This is a genomic window from Nocardia sp. PE-7 (assembly GCF_030486425.1).
Lineage (GTDB): Bacteria > Actinomycetota > Actinomycetes > Mycobacteriales > Mycobacteriaceae > Nocardia > Nocardia salmonicida_A.
Genome location: NZ_CP129614.1, coordinates 2,210,633 through 2,234,575, shown reverse-complemented (window position 1 = coordinate 2,234,575; position 23,943 = coordinate 2,210,633). Strand labels below are relative to the sequence as shown.

The following is a 23,943-nucleotide window of genomic DNA, read 5'->3' as shown; positions in this document are numbered from 1 at the left end:
GCCTCGGCGTCCGCTCTCTGTGACCATAGTGTCGACGGATGCCGAGTCAATCAAAGCCCAACAGGCGCGGCGCGATCCAGCTGGCGGCGGTCGTCGGCGCAGGGTTGGCACTGTCCGGTCTCCCGGGCTCCGCCACCGCCGATCCGAACGTTCGATACCGTGGATACTCCGCCGAGGACCGCGCCGAACCGTACGCGAAATTCATGGCCGCGCACACCGCTCCCGTGCTGCCTTCGGTGACTGCGGCCTATCTCGGCGGCCCGACACCACCGGAACAGATCCCCGAGTTCTCCGAACTTCCGACGGACCTCTCACCGCACGGTATCGCCCCGGTGGAAACCGGCTACGGCACCACCGCATCCGGCGCGATCTGGGTCGCGGTCCATACCGAGATGCGGGGCGTCACCGCTGCCATGTGGGACTGGTGGTTCGCCTGGCACACCGTCGAATCCGCGCGCTACAAACTCTGGCACCCCGACGCGCACCTCTACTGCGCGGTCGCCCGAGACCGGTCGGCGGAACGCATTCCCGACCGCGAGAAGTACATCGGCAACATCGCCTACGTCGACGAGTACATCGGCCCGAAACTCCAGCAACTGGCGATTGCCTTCACCGACCCGCGTGCCCACGGCTTCCGCGTCCCCGATCAGCACACGATCATTCTCGGACGGGTCGGCAGCATCGTCGCACCGGTCGACCTCGGATGGCTGGCGCACCAGGTGAGGCCGACACCCGAGGGGTGCGAGATGCGCAGCCGCTTCTACCTCAATCTCCACGGCCTCCACCAACCCGATCTGCACCGAGCCGCGCAAGCGATCGAACGCGGGCCTGCCGTCGACCCCCGAGACCTCGTCCTCGATGTCGACCTCGCCCGCGAACTGCTCCTGCACTGCGGGCAGGAAATGAATCACCTGGCCGGATTTCTGCCGCAGCTCTACCAGGAATTCGCCCGCTGACGCCGATTCCGCGTGACCCATTCGAGCCCGCGGATCATCGGTCGAATGCGAGGTCGAGAATTTCGCTCCGAGGCAGTGACTGACAGGCGAGTCGGGTACCGCGAGCCAGATCGTGCTCGTCGAGGGTGTGGTTCTCGCGCATGTGGACCTCGCCTCGGCGCAGGGTGTACGCGCAGCCGCCACAGGTTCCCTCGCGGCACACATAGGGCGCGTCCAATCCGCGAGCGAGCAGCACATCGAGGAGCACGGCGTCTGTCGGCCAGGTGACGGAGTGGATCTCATCGTCGAGCTCGACCGTCGCTGTCGAGCTCGACGTACTGTCGGAGACCACCTGGGCGGGTCGATCGAAAGCATCGGTGGTCAGCGACACGAAGGTCTCGGCGTGAATATGCTGCGCGGCAAGGCCGTTGGCGGCCAATGCGCCGCGAGCTGCCGCCATGAACGGCGCCGGACCGCAGAGGTAGGCGTGTGACTGCGCGGGCACGGTGAGCCAGGACCGTAGGGCTACCTCGGTGGGTCGGCCGGATTCCGATTCCAGCCAGTGCGTGACGGTGAGTCGATCGGGGTGGCATCGGGCCAGCGCATCGAGTTCGTGAGTGAAGATGACGGATTCGGCAGTGCGGTTCGCGTAGGCCACCGTGATCGGATTGCGGTGTAGGGCAAGGGCCGTCCGCAGGATGGACATGATCGGGGTGATTCCGCTGCCCGCGGCCACCAGCAGGAACGGCGCGGTCCAGTCTCGCGGGACGAAGCTGCCCGCAGGTGCGAGAACATCGAAAACCGTTCCAGGCGAGGCATTGTCGAAGATCCAGTTGGATGCGCGACCGTCGGGGACGCGTTTGACCGTGATGGTCGGGCGGGCGAGTAGATGCGGCGAACTCGACAAGGAGTAGCAGCGAGCGAGCGACCCGCCCGGGCATGGCACCCGCAGTGTCAAGAACTGTCCCGGCTGGTAGTCGAACGGGGTCGCCGGACCCGCCACCGCATCCAGGGTCATCGACACCGCATCTGCTGTCTCCTGGATGACATCGCGGACTTTCACCTGGTAGATGTGCTGATCGAGCCCTGTGGCTGACATCGTCGTGCAACTCCCTCGTGGCGGGTATCGAGTCTCGGCGCCCCTGCAGCCACAGTGTGGACCACAAATGTGCCATTGACAAATGGCACATAAGCTGATGACACTGGGCTCATGACAACAACAAGGTCAACGGCGACCTCACGGTTGGCGAACACGGTGGCAGTGCCACCGTCACGACGATCCCGGCTGGCACTGGCAGCGGGCCACCACGTACTGCGTCCGATCAACTGCACACTTCCGCACAATCGAATCGGCATAGCCGCGGCCAGAACGGTGACAGCCGCGATCATGGCCGTGGGCGGACCACCCCCTCCAGGAACTCGGGTGACGCCGGTCCGGTCCGGTGCGGTACGCGGGGAATGGGTTCGGGCCGCAAGTGTCGAATTCGGCGACCGGGCAATCTATTTCGTCCACGGAAGCGGATACGTGCTCTGCTCGGCGCGGACGCACCGCGGTCTGGCGGCCCGGCTGTCACGCGAGACCGGGTTGCCGGTATTCGTGATCGACTACCGGCTCGCGCCGGAGCACCGATTCCCCGCCGCCGCCGACGATGTCGCGGCCGGGTACCGGTGGCTGCTCGGAAACGGTTATCGCGCAACAGATGTGCTCATCGCCGGTGACTCCGCCGGTGGCCATCTGACGATGGACCTCCTGCTGGACAATGCCAGGACCGCCACCCCGCAACCCGCCGGTGCCGTGCTGTTCTCGCCGCTGATCGATCTTTCGTTCGAGTTGGCCGAGCACCATCAGCGCCACGGCACCGAAGCCATGGCCTCGGCGCGGGTAGGCCGCAGCGCTGCCGAGCTGTACATCGCGCAGAACCGGCCGACTCACCGCGACTGCGGTTGACGATCCCGCCCGGCACTGCGCTGCCGCCGCTGTTCGTGCAGGCCAGCGACACGGAAATGCTGGTCGGCGATGCCGTGCACCTGCGCGAGATGGTGACAGCGGCCGGCGGCTCCTGCGAACTCGAGCTATGGCCAGGACAGGTCCACGTCTTCCAGGCCCTGCCGCTGTTGGTGCCAGAGGCCGCATCGGCACTGCGCCGAGCGGCCCGTTTCATCGCCGACGCACTGGCGGCATCCGATACCTCGACCCGAGAGCGAGTGAGCTGACCGTGGGAATACTGGATCATCTACCGGGCAACAGCCGTCGATCCTATGGCGCCAAGGCCGTGGTCACCGGGGCGGGCAGCGGCATCGGCCGGGCGTTCGCGCTCGAACTCGCGGCCCGCGGCGGCCAGGTGGTGTGCGCCGATATCGACAAAGACCGTGCCGAGCAGACGGTGCGATTGATCGAACGCGTGCACGGCGCGACCGCGCATGCCCTGTTCTGTGATGTCGCCTCCCGTGGCGACATGGAGAGCCTGGCACTGCACACCGAACTGCTGCTGGGCGGCCCACCCACCCTGGTAATCAACAACGCCGGCGTCGGCATCGGCGGCAGCCCCGTCGGCGAGATCGGTCTCGACGACTGGCAATGGGCACTCGGCATCAACCTGTGGGGTGTGGTCCACGGCTGCGAGCTGTTCACCCCGCAACTGCGTGCGGCCGGACGCGGCGGCATCATCAATGTCGCGTCGGCTGCGGGCTTCGCCGCCGCACCGACCATGGGCCCCTACAACGTCTCCAAGGCCGCGGTCATGTCGCTGTCGGAAACGCTGGCCGCCGAGCTCACCGGCAGCGGCGTCGCGGTCACCGTGCTGTGCCCGACCTTCGTCAAGACCAATGTCGCCCGCGACGGCCGCATCGACGCCACGGCGATGAACCTGGCCGAAACGCTGATGCGCTGGACCGGCTACTCCCCCGAGCGCGTCGCCCGGATGACCCTCGATGCCAACGACCGAGGCCGCCTCTATGTATTGCCTCAGCTCGACGCGCGGCTGATCTGGCTACTCAAGCGCCAATTGCCCACCCTCTACACCCGCGGCCTCGGCACCATCAATCGCCTGCTCCCACAAGCCGATACGAACCCGAAGCCCGTCACCACCACCGAGAAGACAGGAGTCTGAGATGTCCTTCGACTTCGACGACATGCTGGCCAAGATCAAGGCCCGACAGTGGGCACTGGCCGATATCGACTGGGACGCACCGGGCGCCGAACTCATCGACCCCGCATTGCACGCCAAACTGAAGCCGTTCATGGCCGATCTGATGTGGATCGAGAACGTCGGCGCGCGCGGATTCGCCGCTATGGCGCAGAAGGCACCCACGGAGACGTTGCGTGAGATCTACCGCTACTTCCACGCCGAAGAACAGCGCCACGCCAACGCCGAGCTGGCGCTGATGCGCCGCTGGGGGATGCTCGACGGCGACGAGATCCCGGAACCGAACATCAACGTCAAACTGGTGATCGACTTCCTCGACAAGCACGCCGACGGCATGTCGCTCTCCTTTCTCGGCACGGTCATTCCGATGCTCGAGGTCGCACTCGACGGCGCGCTGATCAAATTCATCACCGACGAGGTCACCGACCCGGTCGCGCAGGACGCGTTCAAGAAGATCAATGCCGACGAATCCCGGCACCTGGCCACCGATTACGCGGTCATGGAGCTGCTCGGGCACTCCCCCGCCCGCAAACTGCTCATCGACCTGGTCGGCGGCTGGGCCAAGCCCTCGCTGCTCATCGGCGTCCTGAGCTACGTGCCGCTGTTGAACAAGATGCGCGACAATGTCGTCGACATGGGCGTGGACGAGGAGCGCCTGTACGCGGCTATGCGGCGTTTCAGGGCCGTGGGTGAACGCAATCCGATAGCCAACCGCGTACCCATGTACCGCGTCGTGAAGATGCACGCCAATTGGGTGATCAACCGCGACCACCCCTACCATCTGCTCGCCGACGCGCTGGTGAAACTGACCGCACGTGTTCCCGACCGCTTCCTCGGACCGCAGCCGACCTGGTCCAAGGAACTGACCTACGAGCCCGTCGCGTGAGCGCCGCCGAGCCGCTGGATGTGGCGATCATCGGCGCGGGTTTCGCGGGCATCGGTACCGCGATTCGGTTGCGCCAGAAAGGGATCACCGACTTCGCGATCTTCGAACGCGGGTCGCAGGTGGGTGGCACCTGGCGCGACAACACCTATCCCGGCGCCGCGTGTGACATTCCCTCCCGGTTGTACTCCTACAGCTTCGCGCCCAATCCCGACTGGTCGCACACCTACTCCGGCAGTTCCGAGATACTCGACTACATCGAGTCGATGGTCGACGAATTCGACCTGCGACCCCGAATCAGGTTCGGGCACAACGTCACCGGGACCACCTTCGACGAGGTGAAGGGCCTGTGGACCATCGCCATGGCAGGACGTAAGCGCGCAGTTCAGGCGCGCACGATCGTCATCGCCTCTGGACCATTGTCCAATGCCAGTCTTCCCAGCATCCCCGGGATCGAGGACTACCAGGGGCACAAGATCCACAGTGCGCGCTGGGATCACGACTACGACTTCACCGGTAAAAAAGTCGCCGTGGTCGGCACCGGGGCCAGTGCCGTGCAGATCGTTCCCGAACTCGTACGGCGCGCCGCGGCGGTCAAGGTATTCCAGCGGACTCCGGGGTGGGTGCTACCCCGGGTCAACCGACCGACCAGTCAGCGAACCAAGCAGATGTATCGTCGGCTGCCGGTCACCCAGTCCCTCGCCCGCCGATGCTGGTTTTGGGGGCATGAGTCGGTGGCGCTCGGGGTCGTCTGGAACACGCCGCTGACCCGGGTGGTGGAATCGGTGGCCAAGCTGCACCTGCGTTCCCAGGTGCGCGACCCGTGGTTGCGCCGTCAGCTCACCCCGGGATTCCGGGCCGGCTGCAAGCGGCTGCTGATGACCAGCGACTACTACCCGGCATTGCAGAAGGACAACTGCACCCTGGTCACCTGGCCGATCGCCCGCATCAGCGAACGCGGCATCCGCACCGCCGAGGGTATCGAGCACCGCTTCGACGCCATCGTCTTCGCCACCGGATTCGAGGTGTCCAAGGCCGGCAGCCCGATCCCGGTGACCGGCCGCGACGGGCGGGTCCTCGCCGACGAATGGAGCAAGGGGGCCTACGCGTTCAAGAGTGTCGCCGTGGCCGGATATCCGAACCTGTTCCTCACGTTCGGACCGAATTCGGGACCTGGCCACAATTCGGCGCTGGTGTACATGGAGGCTCAGATCGACTACCTGACCGACGCCATCGGCATGATCCTGACGCAAAATCTGCGCACCCTCGAAGTGCGCCGCGACAAACAGGATCGGTACAACGAGCAGCTACAGCAGCGTCTCACGACGACGACGTGGAATTCCGGTTGCCGCAGTTGGTATCTCACCGAGGACGGCTTCAACGCGACGATGTTCCCCGGCTTCGGCACCCAGTACGTTCGGCAATTGGCCGTCGTCGACCCCGACGACTTCCTGTTCACCCCCGCCGACGCGGAATCGGTGATCGGAACCAGCGACCATGCCGTGGTTCCACTCGGCTAGGGTGACAACGATCCCTGTGTCCATGTCCCCGAGGACGCAATCCGGGGACATGGACACAGCCGGTGCCTGCTCGGTGGCCGCGAGACGAACAGGAGACGAGACGGGTGTCGGAGTACCGCATCGATGATCTCGCCCGCGCCGCCGGAACCACCGCCCGCAACGTGCGCTCCTATCAAGAACGCGGACTGCTCCCGGTGCCGACCGCCCGCGCCGGGCGCGCCCTGATCTACGACGACACCCACCTCGAGCGCCTGAAACTCATCGACGCGCTGCTGCAACGCGGCTTCACCACCGCCCACATCGCCGACTTCATCACCAGCTGGGAAACCGGCAAGGATCTCGTCGACGTCCTCGGTTTGCCGCGTACGGCGACTCCCGACCCGGTCGACGCCTCACTCGAGGTCCCCCTCGAACTCGTCGCGACCTTCCTCGGCGCCGAGGCGAACGACCCGACGATGCTGACTCGCCTCAGCGAGCTCGGCGTCCTCCGAGTTCGCGGCGACATGGTGGAATTCACCGATCCGCTCCTGCTGGAGACCTTCGCCGACCTGCGCGAGTACAAGTTCGACCTCCGCCGCCTCGCCGACCTACAGGCAGTGGTCCAGGATCGCCTCGACGACATCGCCCACCAGATGTTCACCGTCACCCGCGACCATCTCGTCGAACTGCACGGCCCCGGCTGGCTACCGACCACCGACGCCGAGATCGCCGAAACCACCACCATGATCAATCACCTGCGCGACGTCGCCGTCGCCGCCGTGCAGCACAGCCTCGTCCAAGCGCTCGACCGCACGTTGACCCAGGAATTGGGCGAATACCTGGCCACCACCGCCGAGAGCGGCTCTGCTGCGGACCCGGAATAGCTCCTCGTCCACCCGCCTACCTCCACGCGATCGCCGCATACCCTCCAGACCACGACATCTCGTCGCACGGCGGCGTCACATGGTGGCGATCGACTCCGGCAGAATCGTCGCCACCATCTGACGCCGCCGTCGTCGGGTGCGCTCGCGTAGCTGCGCGGTCAGAGCCTCAGTGGCTGACCGTCGTGCTACTTCACTTCTCGAAAGGCAGCACCGCGGCCAGCGCGCGTAGCGCCGCGAGGTAGTCCTCGTCCAACGGCTGGATCGCGACATGATCGGCACCCGCGTCCAGGTGCGCCACCAATCCGGCTCCAACCTCGGCGGCTGTGCCGTGGACGGCGAGGGCATCGACGAGCCTGTCGCTGCCCGGCTTGGTGATGTCGTCTTCGGTGAATCCCAAGCGGCGCAGATTACCCAGGTAATTCACCAAGCCCAGATACATCGACAGCGTGCCCCGGGCAACCTCACGCGCCCGCGCCGCATCCTCGTCCAGGACCACCTTCTGCTCCGCGACGAGTAACGCACTCCCGCCGAGGGTTTCGCGGGCGATCGCGGTGTGCGTCGGCGGGGCGAGGTAGGGCAGTGCGCCCGCGGTCCGGTCTCGGGCGAGTTCCAGGACGCGGGGGCCGAGCGCGGCCAATGCCCTGCGCTCCTTCGGCACACCCGCCGCGTCGAGTTCGTCCAGGTAGGCCACGAGCGCGTCATACGGCTTGATCGCCTCCGTGCCGTTGGCCTCCCGATGTCCGACCCCGATGCCGAGCAGGAAACGGCCGGGAAATCGCTGGTCGATCCGGTGGAAGGATTCGGCGACGACGTCCGCCGGCGCCGTCCAGATGTTCACGATGCTGGTGCCGACAGTCAGCGACTCCGTCGCCTCCAGCAGCGATTCGGTCACCGGCAGATCCGCCGGCGGCGAACCGCCGAGCCACAACGCGCTGTACCCCAATTCTTCGATCTCGCGGGCCGCCGCTGGGGTGAACCCCTTGTAATAGCGCCACACACCGAATTTTCCGAGATCATCACCGGTCATGCCGAAGGCAACGCGGGCATCCTCGCGACTATTCCGAGACCGATGCCGACGTTTCACAGAGCAGCTTGCACAACGGCTTCGGCGGCGACGGTCGAGGGGGCTCGGGCGTCGTCGAGCAACTCTCGAAAGCTCGCCCGGGTCCGGCGGGCCAGTCGCTGTTCGTCGCGCAGGCCCCATCGCCGCGCGACCTCGCCTGCCCGCACCGCGGGCCGCAGGAGCGTCGGCAGGTACTTCAGACTCGTGTTCGGCAGGCCGAGACTGTCGGCCACTTCCTCGCCGGCCCATCGTCGGGTGAGTGCGTACAGCGTCGCGACGAGGGGGCGGGTGCCGATGCCGATCATCGACTTCGGCAGTACGGTAGCCGGGTCGAAACCGTTTTCGATCAGCGCCTTCACCAGTTGTCGAGAATCCGCGTCGGCGGGTGTGTCCGTGAGTTCTTTGATCGCGATGATTTCCCTGGCCCGTGCCGCGTTGTAGGGCAGCAGGTCGTCGGGTACGCCGAGCAGGTAGCCGATATAGCGCCACATATGTTGGATGTCGTCGAGATCGCGTTCGGTGAAGTGCACTCCCGCATCGCGCATGGCCGCGAGCGGAATCGTCGAGAATTCACCTGATACGCCGTAGGCGGTATCGGTGAGGTTGATCGGCACCCCCCATGCCTCCTGATTCCATTCACCGGACTGGAGAATGCGTTTACGCACGCCGGCATGCATGAACCGGACGCGCACGGTCTCCCGGAAGCCGGGGCCGTGTCGTCGCAATGCCCCGGGTGACGTGGCCGCGAGAAACCACCGTCCGGTCTCCTGCATTCGTCGGCGAGACCGGTAGTTCAATTCGCCGGTGAAGGTGAGTGGCTTGACCCCTGCCCCCGATTGATATCCGGCCGCCAGCGCCGCGCAGTTGAAACTCAGCCCGATCCACAGGATCCCATTGCGCCACAACGCCGTCGAACCCCGCTCGAGCGCGTCCCCATCGAGCCAATCAGGCAGCTCAGCGATCGGCTCCAGCATGGTCGCGAGACTGTCCGGAACACCGGTTTCGCCATCGAGCCACGCGTTGACGGCGCGGAACGAGTGTTGCGGACGCGAGCCGAAGGAAGCGACCACCGCGTCGGCGAGCGAGTCCGCCTCTTCGAGACCCTGTTCCAATCGCCGCACGAGACGAGGATCGAAACGGTTGCGCGCGAGGTCTCGGTTCAGAAAGCGCGTGGTCGTCATGCATTACGACGTTAACAGGGGTTAGACACGCTGTCCAACCTCAATTCCTCACGCATGGAGGCTGTGCCAGACAATGGTCGTCAGTGCTCGGGTCAGGCGGGCACGTTCCTGCTCATCGCTGCCACCGATCATTCGGGAGCACGTGCGTTCCACCATCCAGACCAGTGCCGAGGCGGCCTCGACGGCAGGCAGATCGACGCGAACGGTTTCGCGCTGTTGAGCGAGTTCGATAGTGCGAGCGGATTCGGCGATGAACGCTTGCATGTTGTCGTCCATACGTCCGGCCACCTGCGCATCCGTCACAGCCGCGTCCATGACCGCATTGATCAACGGGTACTCGCGCGCGAATATCTCGACGAAATCGGCGAGGGCCGCCTCCAACGCGCCGCGATCCCCGGCGGCTCGCCACACTGCTGCGACACTCCCGGCCAACTCCGCGCGCACGTGATCGACAAGGCGCAGCGAGAACGCCGAGCGATCCGGAAAGTACAGATAGAACGTCGCACGACCGATCGCCGCCGCCCCGACAATCCGCGAAATGCTCAGATCTGCGAAGCGCGCACCGTCAGCACAGAGATCCGAGACGGCCGCGATCAGCCGCCGTTCGACGTCCGGTCGCCGTTCGTCACGCGATGCGCTTCCTGAAATTTCCGTCACGAGCTGCAACGTAGCGCGCCTCGGCAGGTCCGCGCCTGCTGTGACACGTATGTAGGTGTCGAGTATGCGCAGGTCCGACCTAGACTACTGCCGATCAACTGGTGGGATCTCCTGGAGTTCTCGCACTCGACAAGGAAACGAGGCGGGCGATGCGGTCGGGACCAAGGGTGAGTCGATGAATGACAGCAAGACGTTGCGGGACTGGTGGGTGGACCAGGCCGACTACCGATGGCTGGTGCGCACCCTCGCGGCTCGATCGTCGCTGGTACCGCTGAAGGTGCTGGTCGGTCTCGCGGGAGCGACGATCGCGGTGATGGGCGCGGTGATCGCGGGAACACCGGTGGGACCGCCCGGTCATCCCGGCGTCGCGTCGACGATCGGGGTGCTGTCCGGGACCCTGTGGGCGCTGCGCTGGTGGCTGCGGCCCTGGCCGAGCAAGACCGAGTCGCTGGTGCTGATCGCGTGTGCCGATGTGTTGTTCACGCTGGAGTTCCTGCAGTTGCAGGATCGGCTGTTCGGGGCGATGGGCACGGTACTACTTCTCGGTACCGGCAGTTACCTGAGCTTTTTCCACAACACCCGGGCGCTGGCCGTGCATTCGGCCTGGTCGCTGCTGTCAGTGCTGGTGCTGTCGGTGCGGATCGCCACCGGCGGCGAGGGCGTGCACCTGGCGGTCGCGGTCGCGCTGCTGCTCTCCTCGGTATTCATCGCGGTACCCGCGTTCCAATTCCTCTATTGGCTGTTGCGCACGGAATCGTTGTCGGACCCGCTGACCGAACTGCTGAACCGGCGCGGCCTCGAGAACCAGCTCCCGCAGCTGATGGACCGCAACCTCTCGATCTGTGTCATCTGCTTCGATCTCGACCGGTTCAAGAGCGTCAACGACACCTGGGGCCACCGCATCGGCGACATCGTCCTGGTTCGGACGGCGCGGCGGTTGCGCGATGCGGCCGGGGAGACAGCGGTGGTGGCCCGAACGGGGGGCGAGGAGTTCGTGGTCGCTGTCCCCACGGCCGCGGCCGCCGCGCGCGGCGAAGCCGAACGGTTGTGCCGTGCGGTCGCCGAACCCTCGGAGTCCGCGGTGGGGGTTACCGCGAGCGTCGGGGTGGCGGTGTTCGACGCGACAGCCTGTCCGCGATGTCCCCACCCGACCGCGGACCGGCTGCTGCAATCCGCCGACGCGGCGATGTACCGGGCCAAACAGTCCGGCGGGAATCTGGTCGTGGTCGACGAACTCACTCCGCCGTTGGATCATCGCCACCCGACCGATCCCGGAGACCAAAACTAGGGGCGGCTATATGTAGTCGGACCGGCCGATCTGCGGAACGGTTTGCGTCAGAGGTGTTCTAACGCCATCGACTGTCGGCGGGCATGCGTTGTCCGGTGAGATCGAATCCCTCGGCCGTGAAAGGCATCCGATGACCGAGCCCTCCCCTGCCGACGCCCGCCGCGTGGCGATCGTGACCGGCGCCGCGTCCGGTATCGGCCGTGCCACTGTCGAGTTGTTCGCCGAACGCGGGTACGACGTGGTCGCGGTGGACATCTCCGAGCACAGCTCGGCCGGATTCGGCGACGGCATCGTGACTCTGTTCGGCGATGTCTCCACGGATGCGGTGAACCAGGCGGCTGTCGACATCGCACTGAGCCGCTTCGGTCGACTCGACACCATCGTCCTCAATGCCGGCACCGGCGGCACCCCACCGCTCGAGTCCGCCGATGCGGTACGCGCGGCCGACCGCATCCTCGACGTGAATCTTCTCGGCCCGATTCGCGGGCTGCGGGCGGCGATTCCGGCGTTGCGTCGGTTCGGGGGCTCGGCGGTGTTGACCGCGTCGGTGGCCGGTCTGCGGGGCGACGCCGGGAACTGGGCCTACAACGCCTCCAAAGGCGCGTTGATCAACCTGGTCCGCGCGGTCGCGATCGACTACGCGGCTCAGGGTATTCGGATCAATGCCATCGCCCCCGGGCTCACCCGCACCGGTATCACCGCAGGGATCCAGCAGGACCCGGCGCTGCTCGCCGCGATCGAGCGCCGGATTCCGCTCGGACGGATCGCCGAGCCCCGAGAACAAGCGGAGGCGATCTGGTTCCTCGCCTCCCCCGCCGCCGGATATATCACCGGCACCACTCTCGTCGTCGACGGCGGCCTCGACGCCAACCTGGGCATATTGCCGCTACCTGGGCAGTCGTTCTGAACGCGGCTACTCGCTGACGCCGATCTCGGGCACCCTCTTTCCTCGACTCGGGCGCTGTGCTGTGATTGTCACCGGGAGGGCAACCATGCACAACGATCTCTGTGGCCGGGGCACGGGTCGACGAGCGAAACCGCCGAAGTGATCGCCCAGCGACGCCGATGAACCCACCCGACACCTCCCCGACATCCGCTCTGCGCTGGGTAGTTCCGCTGGCGGCCGGTGCCGTGGGTGCTGCCGCCGGGTTGGTCTGGTTGCGATGCGTCTACCTCGTGCTCGCATTTCGCCTCGTGACCGACCCCGGCTTCGATCCCCACGGATACGGACTCGTCGCGGGAACCGTGCTGTCGGTGCCCGCCGCTCTCGTCACCGCGGTGGCTGTCCCCTTCGTTTTCGCTCGCCATCAGCGAGCGCGGGTCGCACGGATCACCACCCCGGTCCTGATCGCTGTCACGGCCTTGCTGTGGGCCGCGTTCCTCACGGCCTAGGACCGCACTCGACACCCTGGTCGACCATCTACTGCACGCAGCGGTCAAAAATATGGACAGAACATTGGACATGTGTCTATACACTTGTTCACGCCGTGTGTACCGTACGTGCTATCTCTCGGACTCGGTGCCATGGCGCGGAGTCCGCTGTACAGATCGGAGCAATGCCCATGTCGTTTCCCCGCGCCGAACTCGACGAAATGATCCAACGGTGGCTGCAGGCGAACATCGAGTGCGAGCAGGCAGGTGACTGGCGGCCACTGGCGGAGTTCTATACCGAGGACGCCACCTACGGCTGGAACTACGGGCCCAAGCACGACTTCATGGCGATCGGGCGCACCGAGATCCGCGATTACGCGATCGGCCTGGAAATGGACGGCCTCGATGGCTGGACCTACCCCTATCAGGCCTGGGTCACCGATGAGAAGACCGGCGACATGCTCGGTCTGTGGAAGCAGGTCTGCGAGGTCAAACGCGCCGACGGCACGAACTACTCCCTCGACGGCATTCAGGGCAGCTGGTTCAAATACGGCGGCGACTTCCAATGGAAGTGGCAGCGCGACTTCTTCGACTACGGCAATCTCACCGTCCTGTTCACCGAGATGATCACCAACGACGACCTACCGGTCGGCGTGACCGAGCGCATCGAGCGCGTAGTGAACTCCAAAGGCAACCTGCCAGGCTGGTACCGCCTCGGCACCTCTCCGGTCCCGCTGTGGTGAACGCGATGACTGAAACAGTACGGGGCGTTGTCGCGCGCCGAGCCGGTGCCGAAGTGGAGATGGTCGACATCGTCATCCCCGAACCCGGAGCCCATGATGTCGTCGTCAAGGTGCTGGCCTGCGGGGTCTGCCACACCGACCTCACCTACCGCGAAGGCGGGATCAACGACGAGTTCCCGTTCCTGCTCGGCCACGAGGCAGCCGGGGTCATCGATCGGATCGGCACTGCCGTAACCCATGTCGCCGTAGGCGATTTCGTGGTTCTGAACTGGCGTGCGGTCTGCGGGAGTTGCCGCGCGTGCCGTCGCGGCCGCCCCTGGTACTGCTTCGATACCTTCAACGCCGAGCGGAAGATGACACTCGGCGACGGGTCACCGCTGACCCCCGCGCTCGGGATCGGGGCCTTCGCGGACAAGACTCTGGTGCACGAAAAGCAGTGCACCGTCATCGATTCCACCACCGACCCCGCCGTGGCGGGCCTGCTCGGCTGCGGGGTCATGGCCGGGTTGGGGGCCGCTCTCAACACCGGAAACGTCAGCCGTGGCGACTCGGTCGCCGTCATCGGCTGTGGCGGTGTCGGCGCGGCCGCGATCGCCGGGGCGCGCCTGGCGGGAGCGAGCACCATCGTTGCCGTCGACCGTGATCCGGCCAAACTGACCGGCGCGACCGCACTGGGTGCGACCCACACCGTCGATGCCGCGACCGAGGATCCCGTCGAGCGGATCCGCGAGCTCACCGGCGGTTTCGGCGCCGACGTCGTGATCGACGCGGTGGGCCGACCCGAGACGTGGAAGCAGGCGTTCTACGCCCGCGATCTGGCCGGAACAGTCGTCCTCGTCGGTGTACCCACGCCGCAGATGCGCCTGGAGATGCCGCTGCTCGACTTCTTCTCCCACGGCGGCGCGCTGAAATCCTCCTGGTACGGCGACTGTCTCCCGGAACGTGATTTCCCGACGCTGATCGAACTGTATCGCCAACAGCGCCTGCCCCTGGACCTGTTCGTCACCGAACGCATCGGCCTGGCCGACGTCGAAAAGGCCTTCGAGACCATGAAATCCGGCCGCGTACTGCGCTCCGTGGTGACGTGGTGAACCGGAAAGAGTTGACACTGATGAAATTCGGGATCGTCCTGTTCACCAGCGACCGCGGCATTCGGCCCGCGGTGGCCGCCCGGGCCGCGGAGGAGCGCGGCTTCGCCTCGTTCTTCGTGCCCGAGCACACCCATATTCCCATCAAACGGGAGGCGGCCCACCCGTCGACCGGCGACGCGTCGTTGCCCGATGACCGCTACACCCGGACCCTCGATCCCTGGGTGTCGTTGGCCATGGCGGCGGCGGTCACCGAGCGGATCGAGCTGTCCACCGCCGTGGCGCTGCCCGTGGAGCACGACCCGATCACCTTGGCCAAGACAATCGCGACCCTGGATCATCTGTCCGACGGGCGGGTGACGCTCGGAGCCGGATTCGGTTGGAACACCGATGAACTCGCCGACCACGGGGTGCCGCCGAACAAGCGGCGCACCGTGCTGCGCGAGTACATCGAAGCGATGCGAGCGCTGTGGACCGAGGAGGAAGCCTGCTACCAGGGTGACTACGTATCGTTCGGAGCGAGTTGGGCATGGCCCAAACCTGTCCAGCGCCATGTCCCGGTCCTCATCGGCGCGGCAGGCACCGAGCGCACCTTCGAATGGATCGCTCGCAACGCGGACGGCTGGATCACCACACCGACCGAAACCGACATCACCGCGCGTTTGGCGCTGCTGCACAAGATCTGGGCCGATGCCGGGCGCGGTGACCGACCACGCGTGGTCGCACTGGATTTCAAACCCGACCCGGCCAAATTGGCGCTGTGGGCCGGCGCCGGTGTCACCGACGTGCTGTACGGACTCCCCGACCGCACCGAGACCGAGGTGCTGCACTATCTCGACCGTCTCTCGGCGAAGCTCGCCGAGCTGACCGAGCTCTGACCCGAGAACGTTTCCCCGAGGTGTGGGCCGGGCTGCTACAGCCCGGCCCACACCTCGTTATCGCGCACGTGCGGTTTCGACCATGTCCTCGACCCGGGTAAATTTGACGCGAGGACGGTCGGCCGCAGCGCCGTTGGCGCGCTCCGCGGCGTCGATCAGCGCCCATCCGTCCCGGTCGACGAGGTTCGGGCAGCGACGCGACAGCAGGGCCAGCAGCTCTTCCCGATCCCCCGCCGGTGTGGCCAGGCGTCCGGCGGTGAAGTCCTCGACGATCCCGGCGACCGTCTGTTCCGCGTCGCCGCGGTTGGTGCCGATCACGCCGCGTGCCCCGCGCTTGATCCACCCGGCGACATAGGCACCGGGCAGTACCGCGCCCGCGCTGTCGAGCACCCTGCCGCCGTCATTGGGGATGATGCCCTTGGCCGAGTCGAACGGCACGCCGGGTACCTGCGCGCCGCGGTAGCCGACGGCACGCAGCACCAGGGAGGTATCGATGGTTTCCCCGCGCTCGGTCGCCACGGCCACCGGCCCCTGCGGGCCGCTGTGAATCTCGTTGTGTGCCAGCCGAAGTGATTCGACCCGGCCTTCGCCGGTGAGCGCGACAGGGGTGACCCGGAACCGGAAGTCGACGAGCCGAGGCGCGCCGGTGGTACCTCGCGTGCTGTATTCGTGCGCCAGGGTCAGCTTGAGGCGGGTGGTCGGATCGGTGGCCGGATCCGACAGTGCGGCGACCACATCGTCGTCGATATCGGCGGGATCGATGACGATGTCGGTACCGGACGAGTGCCCGAGCGCGAGGAATTCCGGGCCGGTGTAGGCGGCCTGGCGAAGGCCACGTCTGCCCAGCAGCAAAACTTCACGGATCTTGCTGTGGCGCAATGCTTCCACCGCGTGATCGGCGATATCTGTGCTCGCGAGCTGATCGGGATCAGTGGTCAGTACTCGCGCGATGTCCAGCGCCACATTGCCGTTGCCGACGATGACCGCCCGCTCACCGGACAGGTCGAAGCGGTAGTCGGCGTAATCGGGGTGCCCGTTGTACCAGGCCACGAATTCGGTGGCCGAGTGACTGCCGGGCAGATCCTCGCCGGGTATGTGCAGCCGCCCGTCGGCGGAGGCGCCGACCGCGTAGATCACCGCGTGGCAGTGCTCCAGCAGTTCGGCATGTGAGATATCGCGCCCGACTTCGACATTGAGGTGGAATCGGACCGAGTCGCGTTTGAACGCCGACGCGAACATGGTGGTGACGCCGCGGGTCTCGGGATGGTCGGGAGCGACTCCGTACCGAGCCAGCCCCCACGGCGTCGGCAGGCGATCGAACATCTCGACTTCCACATCGCCGCCCCGGCCGAGCAGATGCTCGGCGGCGTAGCAGGCCGCGGGGCCGGTGCCCACGATCGCCACGCGCAGCCGACCCGCCGCACGCGAGAGTCGGGCGGGCGCGGCGTCGACGGCGAATTCGGTGTCGAGCGGACGGTGCTGGAAGTAGGCGGCGTTGATCTCGGCGTAGCGCAGCAGGTTCACCGGCAGGTCGTCGGCGTCGTAGATCGAGTCCACGGGACAGGCATCCATGCAGGCGCCGCAGTCGATGCAGGTGTCGGGATCGATATGCAGCATCTCGGCGTTCGCGAAGTCGGGATCTCCGGGTCGCGGCCGGATGCAGTCGACCGGGCACTCCGCGACGCAACTCGCGTCGTTGCAGCATCGCTGGGTGATGACAAAGGCCATGAGCACACCTTCCATGGACGGTAGATCGGACAGGATCAGCCCGCGGTTCGCGGACGATCCGCCCCGCGTTCGGGGATCATCTGACGCAACTCCGCCATGGTCCACGGCGGCGCATCCCGATGGTCCCGGTAGCCCACGAGGGTGGGGGTCGGGCGTTCGAAGCGGCCGACGAATCCGCCTGCCGCGATGTAGATTTCACCGGTGATGCCGGCGGCGAGATCGCCGGCCAGGAACTGATAGAGCGGCGCCACGTAGTCCGCGGGGGGTGCGTCGAGCGAACTGCGCATCGTCGTCTCATCGAGCATCTGCCGCCGATAGAGTTCGAGAATCCGGGCCTCGTAGGCGAATCCGGAGGAAAGGCGCGTCTTCGCGCCGGGGCACACGACGTTCGCCCGAACTCCGTGCTCTTTCAGCTCCGCCGCGATCGCCAACGTCAGGCTGGTCACCGCTCCTTTGCCCGCTGGGTATCCCGTCCCGCCGTAGTCTCCGAGGTAGGCGAAAGAGCTCGTATTGATAATCGAACCTCGCCCTTTCTCGACCATCCGGGGCGCGGCGGCGCGGCAGGTGTTGAACACCGTGGTGAGATGCGAGTCCAGCAGGGCCCGCCAATCCCATGGCTTCGCGTCCAGAATCGACGAGGCGGGTGGTTCGGCGATGCCCGCGCAGTTGACGAGAATATCTATGGCGCCGAACTTTTCGACGCAGACGTCGATCGCCCTGGTCGCGACGGCCTCGTCCGCTGCGGATCCCGCCACCCCCACCGCCGAATTTCCGGAAAGTGTGATCGCCGTGGCCGCCCTGTCGACGGCCGCCTCGTCACGCCCGTTGATCACTACTCCCGCACCGTCTTTCGCCAGTAGTGCGGCGACAGCGAAGCCGATCCCCCGACTTCCGCCGACCACGACCGCTCCACGCCCACTCAACGATCGCTCGCCGTTCATCACGTTCTCCACTCACGTCGACCACATCCACAGCGCATCGAATCACGCTGTGGTCCAAACGAATTCCTGCCGCAATGCCGTATTGCCGTCAGGACATCAGGCGTCGCGCGATCGCGCTGCCGAACCCGTACTTCAGAGTGCCCGCGATCGCCGCGACCGACTCCTCGGTGTACGGGTACCAGATCCGTTCCCGCTTCAACTGCCACCGATCGAGCAGAATCGGCTGAGCGTGGGTGAATCCGCGCAGGCCGTGGCGGCCGTTCGTCTGCCCGAGGCCGCTGCGTTTACGCCCGCCGAACGGCGCCTCCGGCACTCCGTAGATCACGGCAGCGTCATTGTGGACAACCGATCCGGTGTCCAGACGCTTGGCGATACGCAGCGCTTTCGCCGTGTCCTTGGTGAAGACGCTGCCGCTGAGCCCGTACTGACAATCATTGGCCAGTAGGATCGCTTCCTCCTCGTCCGCGACCCGCATGATCGCCGCGACGGGGCCGAAAGTCTCCTCCCGCATCAGTTCCATGTCATGGGTGACCTCGACCGCGACCGTCGGTTCGAAGAACAAGCCGTCGGCGGTGTCGGCTTCCCCGCCGACCAGCAGCACGGCGCCACGGCGTTTCGCGTCCTCGAGGTGGCGGGTGACGATCGCCAGCTGGCGATCCCAGCACATCGGACCCAAGTCGGTGCTGTCACCGGCGCCATAGGTCAGCGATTTCGCCTTCTGCTGGACCAGCCGGATGAACTCGTCGGCAACGCTTTCCACGACATAGATGCGCTCCACGCTCAGACATACCTGGCCGCTGTTGAACATCGACAGGTACACCGCCCCCTCCGCGGCCCGTTCGATGTCGGCGTCGTCACAGACGATCATGGCGTCCTTGCCGCCCAGTTCCAAGGTGCACGGAATCAGCTGCCGCGCACAGGCTTCGGCGACCTTTCGACCGGTGGCGACGCTGCCTGTGAACGAGATCTTGTCCACCCCGGCGTCGACGAGGGCAGCGCCCGTCTCGCCGTCGCCGTGGATCAGCTGCAGCACGTCCGCAGGAACACCGGCTTCGTGCAGGATCTTCACCACCCAACCGCCCGAATGCGGCGTGACTTCCGAGGGCTTGAGCAGTACGGCGTTGCCCGCCAACAGCGCCTGCGCCACCGGATTCATCGACAGCACGAAGGGCGCGTTCCACGGTGTGATCACGCCGATCACGCCCAACGGGCGGTAGTGCACGGTGAGCTTCTTGAACGGACGGATATAGCCGTGCAAGCGTTCACGATGATCGGCGAGATCCCGCTTGGCTCGGCGGCTCCAGTAGTTCAGAAAGTCGCACGAGGCCAAAATTTCGATCGCCAAGGCTTCGACGCGCGGCTTGCCGGATTCGGCCCGAAGGGTGTCGACGACGTCGTCCTGGCGGGCGATCAGGACCTCGACGGCCGCTCGGATGATGGCAGCGCGCTCGCGCACCGGCCGTGCCGCCCACGCCACTTGGGCGACCCGGGCGCGGGCAACCGCTTGCCCGACCTCTTCGGCCGTGCTCACCACGATGTCGCCGACCGCTCCCCCGTGCACCGGACTGCTCAACCCGAGGCGACGTCGACCATCCGACGCCTGCGGCAGCGCTTGCACATTCGCCATGGTCGATCTCCTCAACTAGGTCTTCGAGGTGTCGATGCCGAGAAGGGCTATCATTGGACACTAACCTGGACACTTGTCTGGACGCTAGCATGGGGTGCACTCGAATGGCAATGACCGCCCTCCCCACACGGCCGTTTCCTTGAGTAGACAATTTCTGAAATCTGTATACAGCCGTAGATAACGTGTTCTAAATTTGGGCCATGGCTGCCACGGTCACCGAACTTCTGCTCGCGCGAGCCGAGGACGATTCCCTCGCGATCACCTGCCCCCACCGGACCTGGACGTGGCGCGAGCACATCGCCGACGCCCGACGCCAGGCCGCGACGATCCTGTCCGTCGCCGATCCCGCCCGTCCGATGCACGTGGGAACACTGCTGGGCAACACTGCCGAGATGCTCACCAGCCTCGCCGCCGGCGCGCTCGGCGGATACGTCACGGTCGGCATCAACAACACCCGGCGCGGCGCTGCCCTCGCCGACGACATCCGGCGCGGCGATGTCCAGATCCTGCTCACCGACGCCGAGCACCGAGCACTGCTCGACGGACTCGACCTCGACGGCGTCACCGTCTTCGACGTCTCGCTTCCACGCTGGGCCGAATTGCTGGCCAGCGCAAGCGAATTGACGCCGCACAGCGTGCCGGGCGCGATGGATACCTTCATGCTCATCTTCACCTCGGGCACGAGCGGGAATCCGAAGCCCGTGCGGCTCGCGCACATGATGGTGCCGTTCGCGGGACCACCGTTGGTCGACCGGTTCGGCCTCGGCTCCGACGACATCTGCTACCTGTCGATGCCGCTGTTTCATTCGGCCGCGATACTCGGCGGCTACTGCGTGGCCCTCGCCAGCGGGGCAGCCATGGCGCCCGCCAAATTCTCGGCCTCGACATTCCTGGCCGATATCCGGCGCAGCGGCGCGACGTACATGAACTACGTCGGCAAACCGCTGTCCTACATTCTCGCCACCGAACAGCAGCCCGACGACGCCGACAATCCGCTGCGCGTCGCTTTCGGCAACGAGGCGACCGACCGCGATATCGACGAGTTCACCCGGCGCTTCGGGTGCACGGTGTGGGACGGATTCGGCTCGACCGAACTGGCGATCATCATCACCAGGGAACCAGGGACCCCGCCGGGTTCCATCGGCAAGGGTTATCCCGGTGTGGCCGTGTACAACTCGACAACCGTCACCGAGTGTCCGTGCGCCGTCTTCGACGAACACGGCGCCTTGGCCAATCAGGACGAGGCCGTCGGCGAACTCGTCAACGCCGACGGGACCGGTCTGTTCATGGGCTACTACGGCGACGAGGAAGCCACCGCCGAGCGGACCCGCGGCGGTCTCTACTGGTCGGGCGATCTGGCCTACAAGGACGCCGACGGCTTCCTCTATCTCGCCGGTCGTACCGCCGACTGGATGCGCGTCGACGGCGAGAACCTCGCCGCGGGGCCGATCGAACGGATCCTGCAACGGCTCGACGCGGTCAGCCGGGTCGCCGTCTACGCCGTTCCCGACGACCGGGTGGGCGACGCTGTCATGGCCGCGATCGTCCTGCGCGACAACGCCTCTCTCGATCCGGACGAACTCACCGTGTTCCTCGGCGAGCAACTCGACCTCTCCCCCAAGGCCTGGCCGCGCTTCGTGCGCCTGGCCGCCGACCTGCCGACGACGGCCACCAACAAAATTCTCAAACGCACGCTCGTCGCGCAGGGCGCCACGGCAGGCGATGGCACCCTCTGGCGACGCGAATCACGCTCGACCACTTACGAAATCGCCGCACCGGAGGTGCCCGCCGTTGTCAGCAGATGAACAGTTTCCGCCACAGCTGACCGAACTCGGCTATTACGCGCTGTCGCGCCATCCCGTCACCCCCGCCGATCTCGCGGCCGAGGCGGTGCTGGCCGACCGGATCGGGCTGGGCACCGCCTTCGTCTCCGAGCGGTTCAACATCAAAGACGCCGCGGTCCTGTCGGGCGCACTCGCCGCCGTGTCGACCAGACTGGGTATCGCCACCGCGGCGACCAACCACAACACGCGTCATCCGATCGTCACCGCGAACATGGGCGCGACCCTCGCCGAGCTCAGTGGCGGACGCTTCGCGCTCGGTCTCGGACGCGGAATCGCGCCACTGTGGCAGGTTCTCGGGATACCGAACGTGACCGGTGCGCAACTGGCCGAGATCACCGACATCCTGCGCAGGTTGTGGCGCGGGGAGACCGTCATCGGCCACGACGGCGCGATCGGTTCCTATCCGGTTCTGCATCTCGGCGTGGCACTCGCTTCGCCACCGCCGGTGCTGCTGGTGACCATGAGCCCACGAACCCTGCAACTGGCAGGCCGCATCGCGGACGCGGTCGTCCTGCACACCTTCCTCAGCGCCGAAGCCACCGCGACCGCGGTGTCGACGGTGCGCGAGGCCGCCGAACGCGCGGGGCGCGATCCTGCCTCGGTGCGGATCTGGTCGGTCGTGGCCACTGTCGGCGACGACCTCGACGAGCAGGATCAACTGCGGCGTCTCCACGGCCGCCTGGCCACCTACCTGCAGGGCTATCCCGAGATTCTGATGCGAGCCAACGGCTGGCGCAGCGACGATCTCGACCGGGTGCGGGCGAGCACGGCCTTCACATCGGCGCGTGGCGCGATCGACGCGACTGCCGATGCCGCCGAACTCGCCGAACTCGCCGCGGTGATTCCGCGGGAATGGGTGAGCGACTGCGCGACCGGTTCCCCGCACGCCTGCGCCGCGGCGGTCGACCGCCAATTCGCACTCGGCGTCGACTCGGTGATCATGCACGGCGCCACCCCCACCGAATTGGTCCCGGTCGTCGAGGCCTACCGAGCGATCCGCTCGACCCGGCGCGCACTGCCCGCCAATCCGGGCTCGGTCGCATTGCCGGTCTCACCAGGAGTTGTCGCATGAGCGCCGAATACACCCCTCCCGGAACGGTTTCGGAGGACATCCCGACCGATCCGGCTTCGCTCACCCCCGCCTGGCTCACCGCGACACTAAGGGCGCACGGGCACGGCGTGGATGTCGAGGGCGTGACCGTGACGCCGGTGGGTTCGGGTCAGATGGCCGGCTCGTACCGGCTGCTGCTGCGTTATCGCGACAACACCAGCCTGCCGGTGCGCATGATCGCCAAACTCGCCATCGGCTCCGCAGAGCATCGCCGGTTCGGAGCGGGCGCCTTCCGCAACGAGGTGCGCTTCTACCGCGACTTGGCGTCGACGCTGCGGATCCCGGTCCCGGGCTGTCACGCCGCGGTCGTGTCGGAATCCGGCAGCGAATTCGTGCTGCTACTCGATGATCTCGCGCCGGCGGTGCAGGGTGACCAGATCGCGGGCTGCACCGTCGAACAGGCGCGCGCGGTCGCCGTCGCCGCCGCGGGGCTACACGGCCCGCGCTGGTGTGACAACACGTTGTTCCAGGTACCGGGCCTGTCGCTGCCCACTGCCGAGGATCGGGACCTGATGGACTCGGTACTCGGCCCGATGGCCGACGCCTTCGTCGAGCGTTTCGACGATCGGCTCACCGACCTCGAACGGGCCGCCGTCGCGTGGCTCGTCGCGTCCGCCGGTGAGTGGCTGATCGCCCCGCTGCGGCATTTCGCGCTACTGCACGGGGATCTTCGCGTCGACAATGTGATGTTCGCGCCGGACGGCACGGTGACGGTGCTGGACTGGCAGACGATCACCCCTGGGCAACCGCTGCGCGATATCGCCTTCCTGCTCTCGACGAGCCTCACGATCGAGGATCGCCGCCTCCACGAGCGCACCATCGTCGCCGACTACCACCGGGAACTCACCCGGCACGGCGTCACCGGCTACAGCGCCGAGCAGTGTTGGGCCGACTACGTGTCGTCGCTGATCCACGCGCCGCTGATCGTCGTATTCGGTTGCGGCGCGGCCGCTCCCACTCCACGCGGCGACCAGATGTTCCACACGATGCTCACGCGCAGCGCCGCCGCGATCGACGACCTCGTACCGGGCGCACTGCGCTGAATCCGATACTCGGTGCGATCGCGGCGGAGAAAG

21 protein-coding genes and 1 pseudogene are annotated in these 23,943 nt (G+C 66.4%); 15 read left to right on the top strand and 7 right to left on the bottom strand.

Going from position 1 to position 23,943, the window contains the following annotated elements; genetic code table 11:
- Positions 1 to 38: 38 nt before the first annotated feature.
- Positions 39 to 956 (top strand): DAPG hydrolase family protein, encoded by a 918-nt coding sequence (locus QX204_RS10465; protein WP_301906438.1) that lies wholly within the window; start codon positions 39 to 41, stop codon positions 954 to 956.
- Between the two features lie 34 nt (positions 957 to 990).
- Here QX204_RS10465 and QX204_RS10460 read toward each other — a convergent pair whose 3' ends face one another.
- Complete coding sequence (locus tag QX204_RS10460; protein ID WP_301906437.1) at positions 991 to 2,034, bottom strand: ferredoxin--NADP reductase; 1,044 nt, start codon at positions 2,032 to 2,034, stop codon at positions 991 to 993.
- A 111-nt stretch (positions 2,035 to 2,145) separates the two neighbouring features.
- On the opposite strand from QX204_RS10460, the pseudogene QX204_RS34420 reads away from it, so the two are divergent.
- From QX204_RS34420 to QX204_RS10430, 5 genes and pseudogenes are all read left to right on the top strand, one after another.
- Positions 2,146 to 3,149, top strand: a pseudogene (locus QX204_RS34420) (alpha/beta hydrolase).
- 2 nt (positions 3,150 to 3,151) lie between these two features.
- Positions 3,152 to 4,045, top strand: coding sequence for an SDR family NAD(P)-dependent oxidoreductase (locus QX204_RS10445; protein ID WP_301906434.1), 894 nt, complete (start codon positions 3,152 to 3,154; stop codon positions 4,043 to 4,045).
- A 1-nt stretch (position 4,046) separates the two neighbouring features.
- Positions 4,047 to 4,967: a ferritin family protein gene (locus QX204_RS10440; RefSeq protein ID WP_301906433.1), complete on the top strand. Its 921-nt coding sequence runs from the start codon at positions 4,047 to 4,049 to the stop codon at positions 4,965 to 4,967.
- On the top strand, positions 4,964 to 6,484 hold the full coding sequence (locus QX204_RS10435) for a flavin-containing monooxygenase (protein WP_301906432.1): 1,521 nt from the start codon (positions 4,964 to 4,966) through the stop codon (positions 6,482 to 6,484). Before QX204_RS10440 ends, QX204_RS10435 begins: the two co-directional genes overlap by 4 nt.
- 104 nt (positions 6,485 to 6,588) lie before the next feature.
- Entirely contained in the window at positions 6,589 to 7,347 is a 759-nt protein-coding gene (locus QX204_RS10430; protein ID WP_301906431.1) for a MerR family transcriptional regulator, read from the top strand.
- Between the two features lie 190 nt (positions 7,348 to 7,537).
- On the opposite strand, the gene QX204_RS10425 is transcribed toward QX204_RS10430, so the two are convergent.
- The 3 genes from QX204_RS10425 to QX204_RS10415 are packed head-to-tail and all read right to left on the bottom strand — an operon-like array spanning position 7,538 to position 10,248.
- Positions 7,538 to 8,374 carry an LLM class F420-dependent oxidoreductase gene (locus tag QX204_RS10425; protein WP_301906430.1) on the bottom strand — a complete coding sequence of 279 codons (837 nt, stop codon included), beginning with the start codon at positions 8,372 to 8,374 and terminating at the stop codon, positions 7,538 to 7,540.
- A 53-nt stretch (positions 8,375 to 8,427) separates the two neighbouring features.
- Entirely contained in the window at positions 8,428 to 9,591 is a 1,164-nt protein-coding gene (locus QX204_RS10420) for an oxygenase MpaB family protein (RefSeq protein ID WP_301906429.1), read from the bottom strand.
- 48 nt (positions 9,592 to 9,639) lie between these two features.
- The gene (locus QX204_RS10415) at positions 9,640 to 10,248 is read right to left on the bottom strand and encodes a TetR/AcrR family transcriptional regulator (protein ID WP_301906428.1); all 609 of its coding nucleotides are present in this window, start codon (positions 10,246 to 10,248) and stop codon (positions 9,640 to 9,642) included.
- 175 nt (positions 10,249 to 10,423) lie between these two features.
- On the opposite strand from QX204_RS10415, the gene QX204_RS10410 reads away from it, so the two are divergent.
- The 6 genes from QX204_RS10410 (at position 10,424) to QX204_RS10385 (ending at position 15,616) form a co-directional block, all read left to right on the top strand.
- The gene (locus QX204_RS10410; RefSeq protein WP_301906427.1) at positions 10,424 to 11,536 is read left to right on the top strand and encodes a GGDEF domain-containing protein; all 1,113 of its coding nucleotides are present in this window, start codon (positions 10,424 to 10,426) and stop codon (positions 11,534 to 11,536) included.
- 130 nt (positions 11,537 to 11,666) lie between these two features.
- Entirely contained in the window at positions 11,667 to 12,443 is a 777-nt protein-coding gene (locus tag QX204_RS10405; protein ID WP_301906426.1) for an SDR family NAD(P)-dependent oxidoreductase, read from the top strand.
- Positions 12,444 to 12,601: 158 nt separating this feature from the next.
- Positions 12,602 to 12,928 carry a hypothetical protein gene (locus QX204_RS10400; protein WP_301906425.1) on the top strand — a complete coding sequence of 109 codons (327 nt, stop codon included), beginning with the start codon at positions 12,602 to 12,604 and terminating at the stop codon, positions 12,926 to 12,928.
- 170 nt (positions 12,929 to 13,098) lie between these two features.
- The gene (locus QX204_RS10395) at positions 13,099 to 13,650 is read left to right on the top strand and encodes a Cif family virulence factor (RefSeq protein ID WP_301906423.1); all 552 of its coding nucleotides are present in this window, start codon (positions 13,099 to 13,101) and stop codon (positions 13,648 to 13,650) included.
- Between the two features lie 5 nt (positions 13,651 to 13,655).
- Positions 13,656 to 14,741, top strand: a complete 1,086-nt coding sequence (locus tag QX204_RS10390; protein WP_301906422.1) for an S-(hydroxymethyl)mycothiol dehydrogenase — start codon at positions 13,656 to 13,658, stop codon at positions 14,739 to 14,741.
- A gap of 20 nt (positions 14,742 to 14,761) precedes the next feature.
- Positions 14,762 to 15,616, top strand: coding sequence for an LLM class F420-dependent oxidoreductase (locus tag QX204_RS10385; RefSeq protein ID WP_301906421.1), 855 nt, complete (start codon positions 14,762 to 14,764; stop codon positions 15,614 to 15,616).
- Between the two features lie 57 nt (positions 15,617 to 15,673).
- Here the strand turns inward: QX204_RS10385 and QX204_RS10380 are convergent, their stop codons facing one another.
- The 3 genes from QX204_RS10380 to QX204_RS10370 form a co-directional block, all read right to left on the bottom strand.
- Positions 15,674 to 17,344, bottom strand: coding sequence for an FAD-dependent oxidoreductase (locus QX204_RS10380; protein WP_301906419.1), 1,671 nt, complete (start codon positions 17,342 to 17,344; stop codon positions 15,674 to 15,676).
- Between the two features lie 35 nt (positions 17,345 to 17,379).
- Positions 17,380 to 18,285: an SDR family NAD(P)-dependent oxidoreductase gene (locus QX204_RS10375; RefSeq protein WP_301906418.1), complete on the bottom strand. Its 906-nt coding sequence runs from the start codon at positions 18,283 to 18,285 to the stop codon at positions 17,380 to 17,382.
- 88 nt (positions 18,286 to 18,373) lie between these two features.
- Complete coding sequence (locus QX204_RS10370) at positions 18,374 to 19,912, bottom strand: aldehyde dehydrogenase family protein (RefSeq protein WP_301906417.1); 1,539 nt, start codon at positions 19,910 to 19,912, stop codon at positions 18,374 to 18,376.
- Positions 19,913 to 20,112: 200 nt separating this feature from the next.
- Here QX204_RS10370 and fadD1 point away from each other — a divergent pair, with 200 nt between their 5' ends.
- From fadD1 to QX204_RS10355, 3 genes are read left to right on the top strand one after another with little or no spacing between them, the layout of a single operon-like run.
- Positions 20,113 to 21,717 carry a fatty-acid--CoA ligase FadD1 gene (gene fadD1, locus QX204_RS10365; RefSeq protein ID WP_301906416.1) on the top strand — a complete coding sequence of 535 codons (1,605 nt, stop codon included), beginning with the start codon at positions 20,113 to 20,115 and terminating at the stop codon, positions 21,715 to 21,717.
- On the top strand, positions 21,704 to 22,828 hold the full coding sequence (locus QX204_RS10360; RefSeq protein ID WP_301906415.1) for a TIGR03857 family LLM class F420-dependent oxidoreductase: 1,125 nt from the start codon (positions 21,704 to 21,706) through the stop codon (positions 22,826 to 22,828). The genes fadD1 and QX204_RS10360 overlap by 14 nt, the downstream gene beginning before the upstream one ends.
- On the top strand, positions 22,825 to 23,910 hold the full coding sequence (locus tag QX204_RS10355; RefSeq protein ID WP_301906414.1) for a phosphotransferase family protein: 1,086 nt from the start codon (positions 22,825 to 22,827) through the stop codon (positions 23,908 to 23,910). The genes QX204_RS10360 and QX204_RS10355 overlap by 4 nt, the downstream gene beginning before the upstream one ends.
- The last annotated feature ends 33 nt before the right edge of the window (positions 23,911 to 23,943 follow it).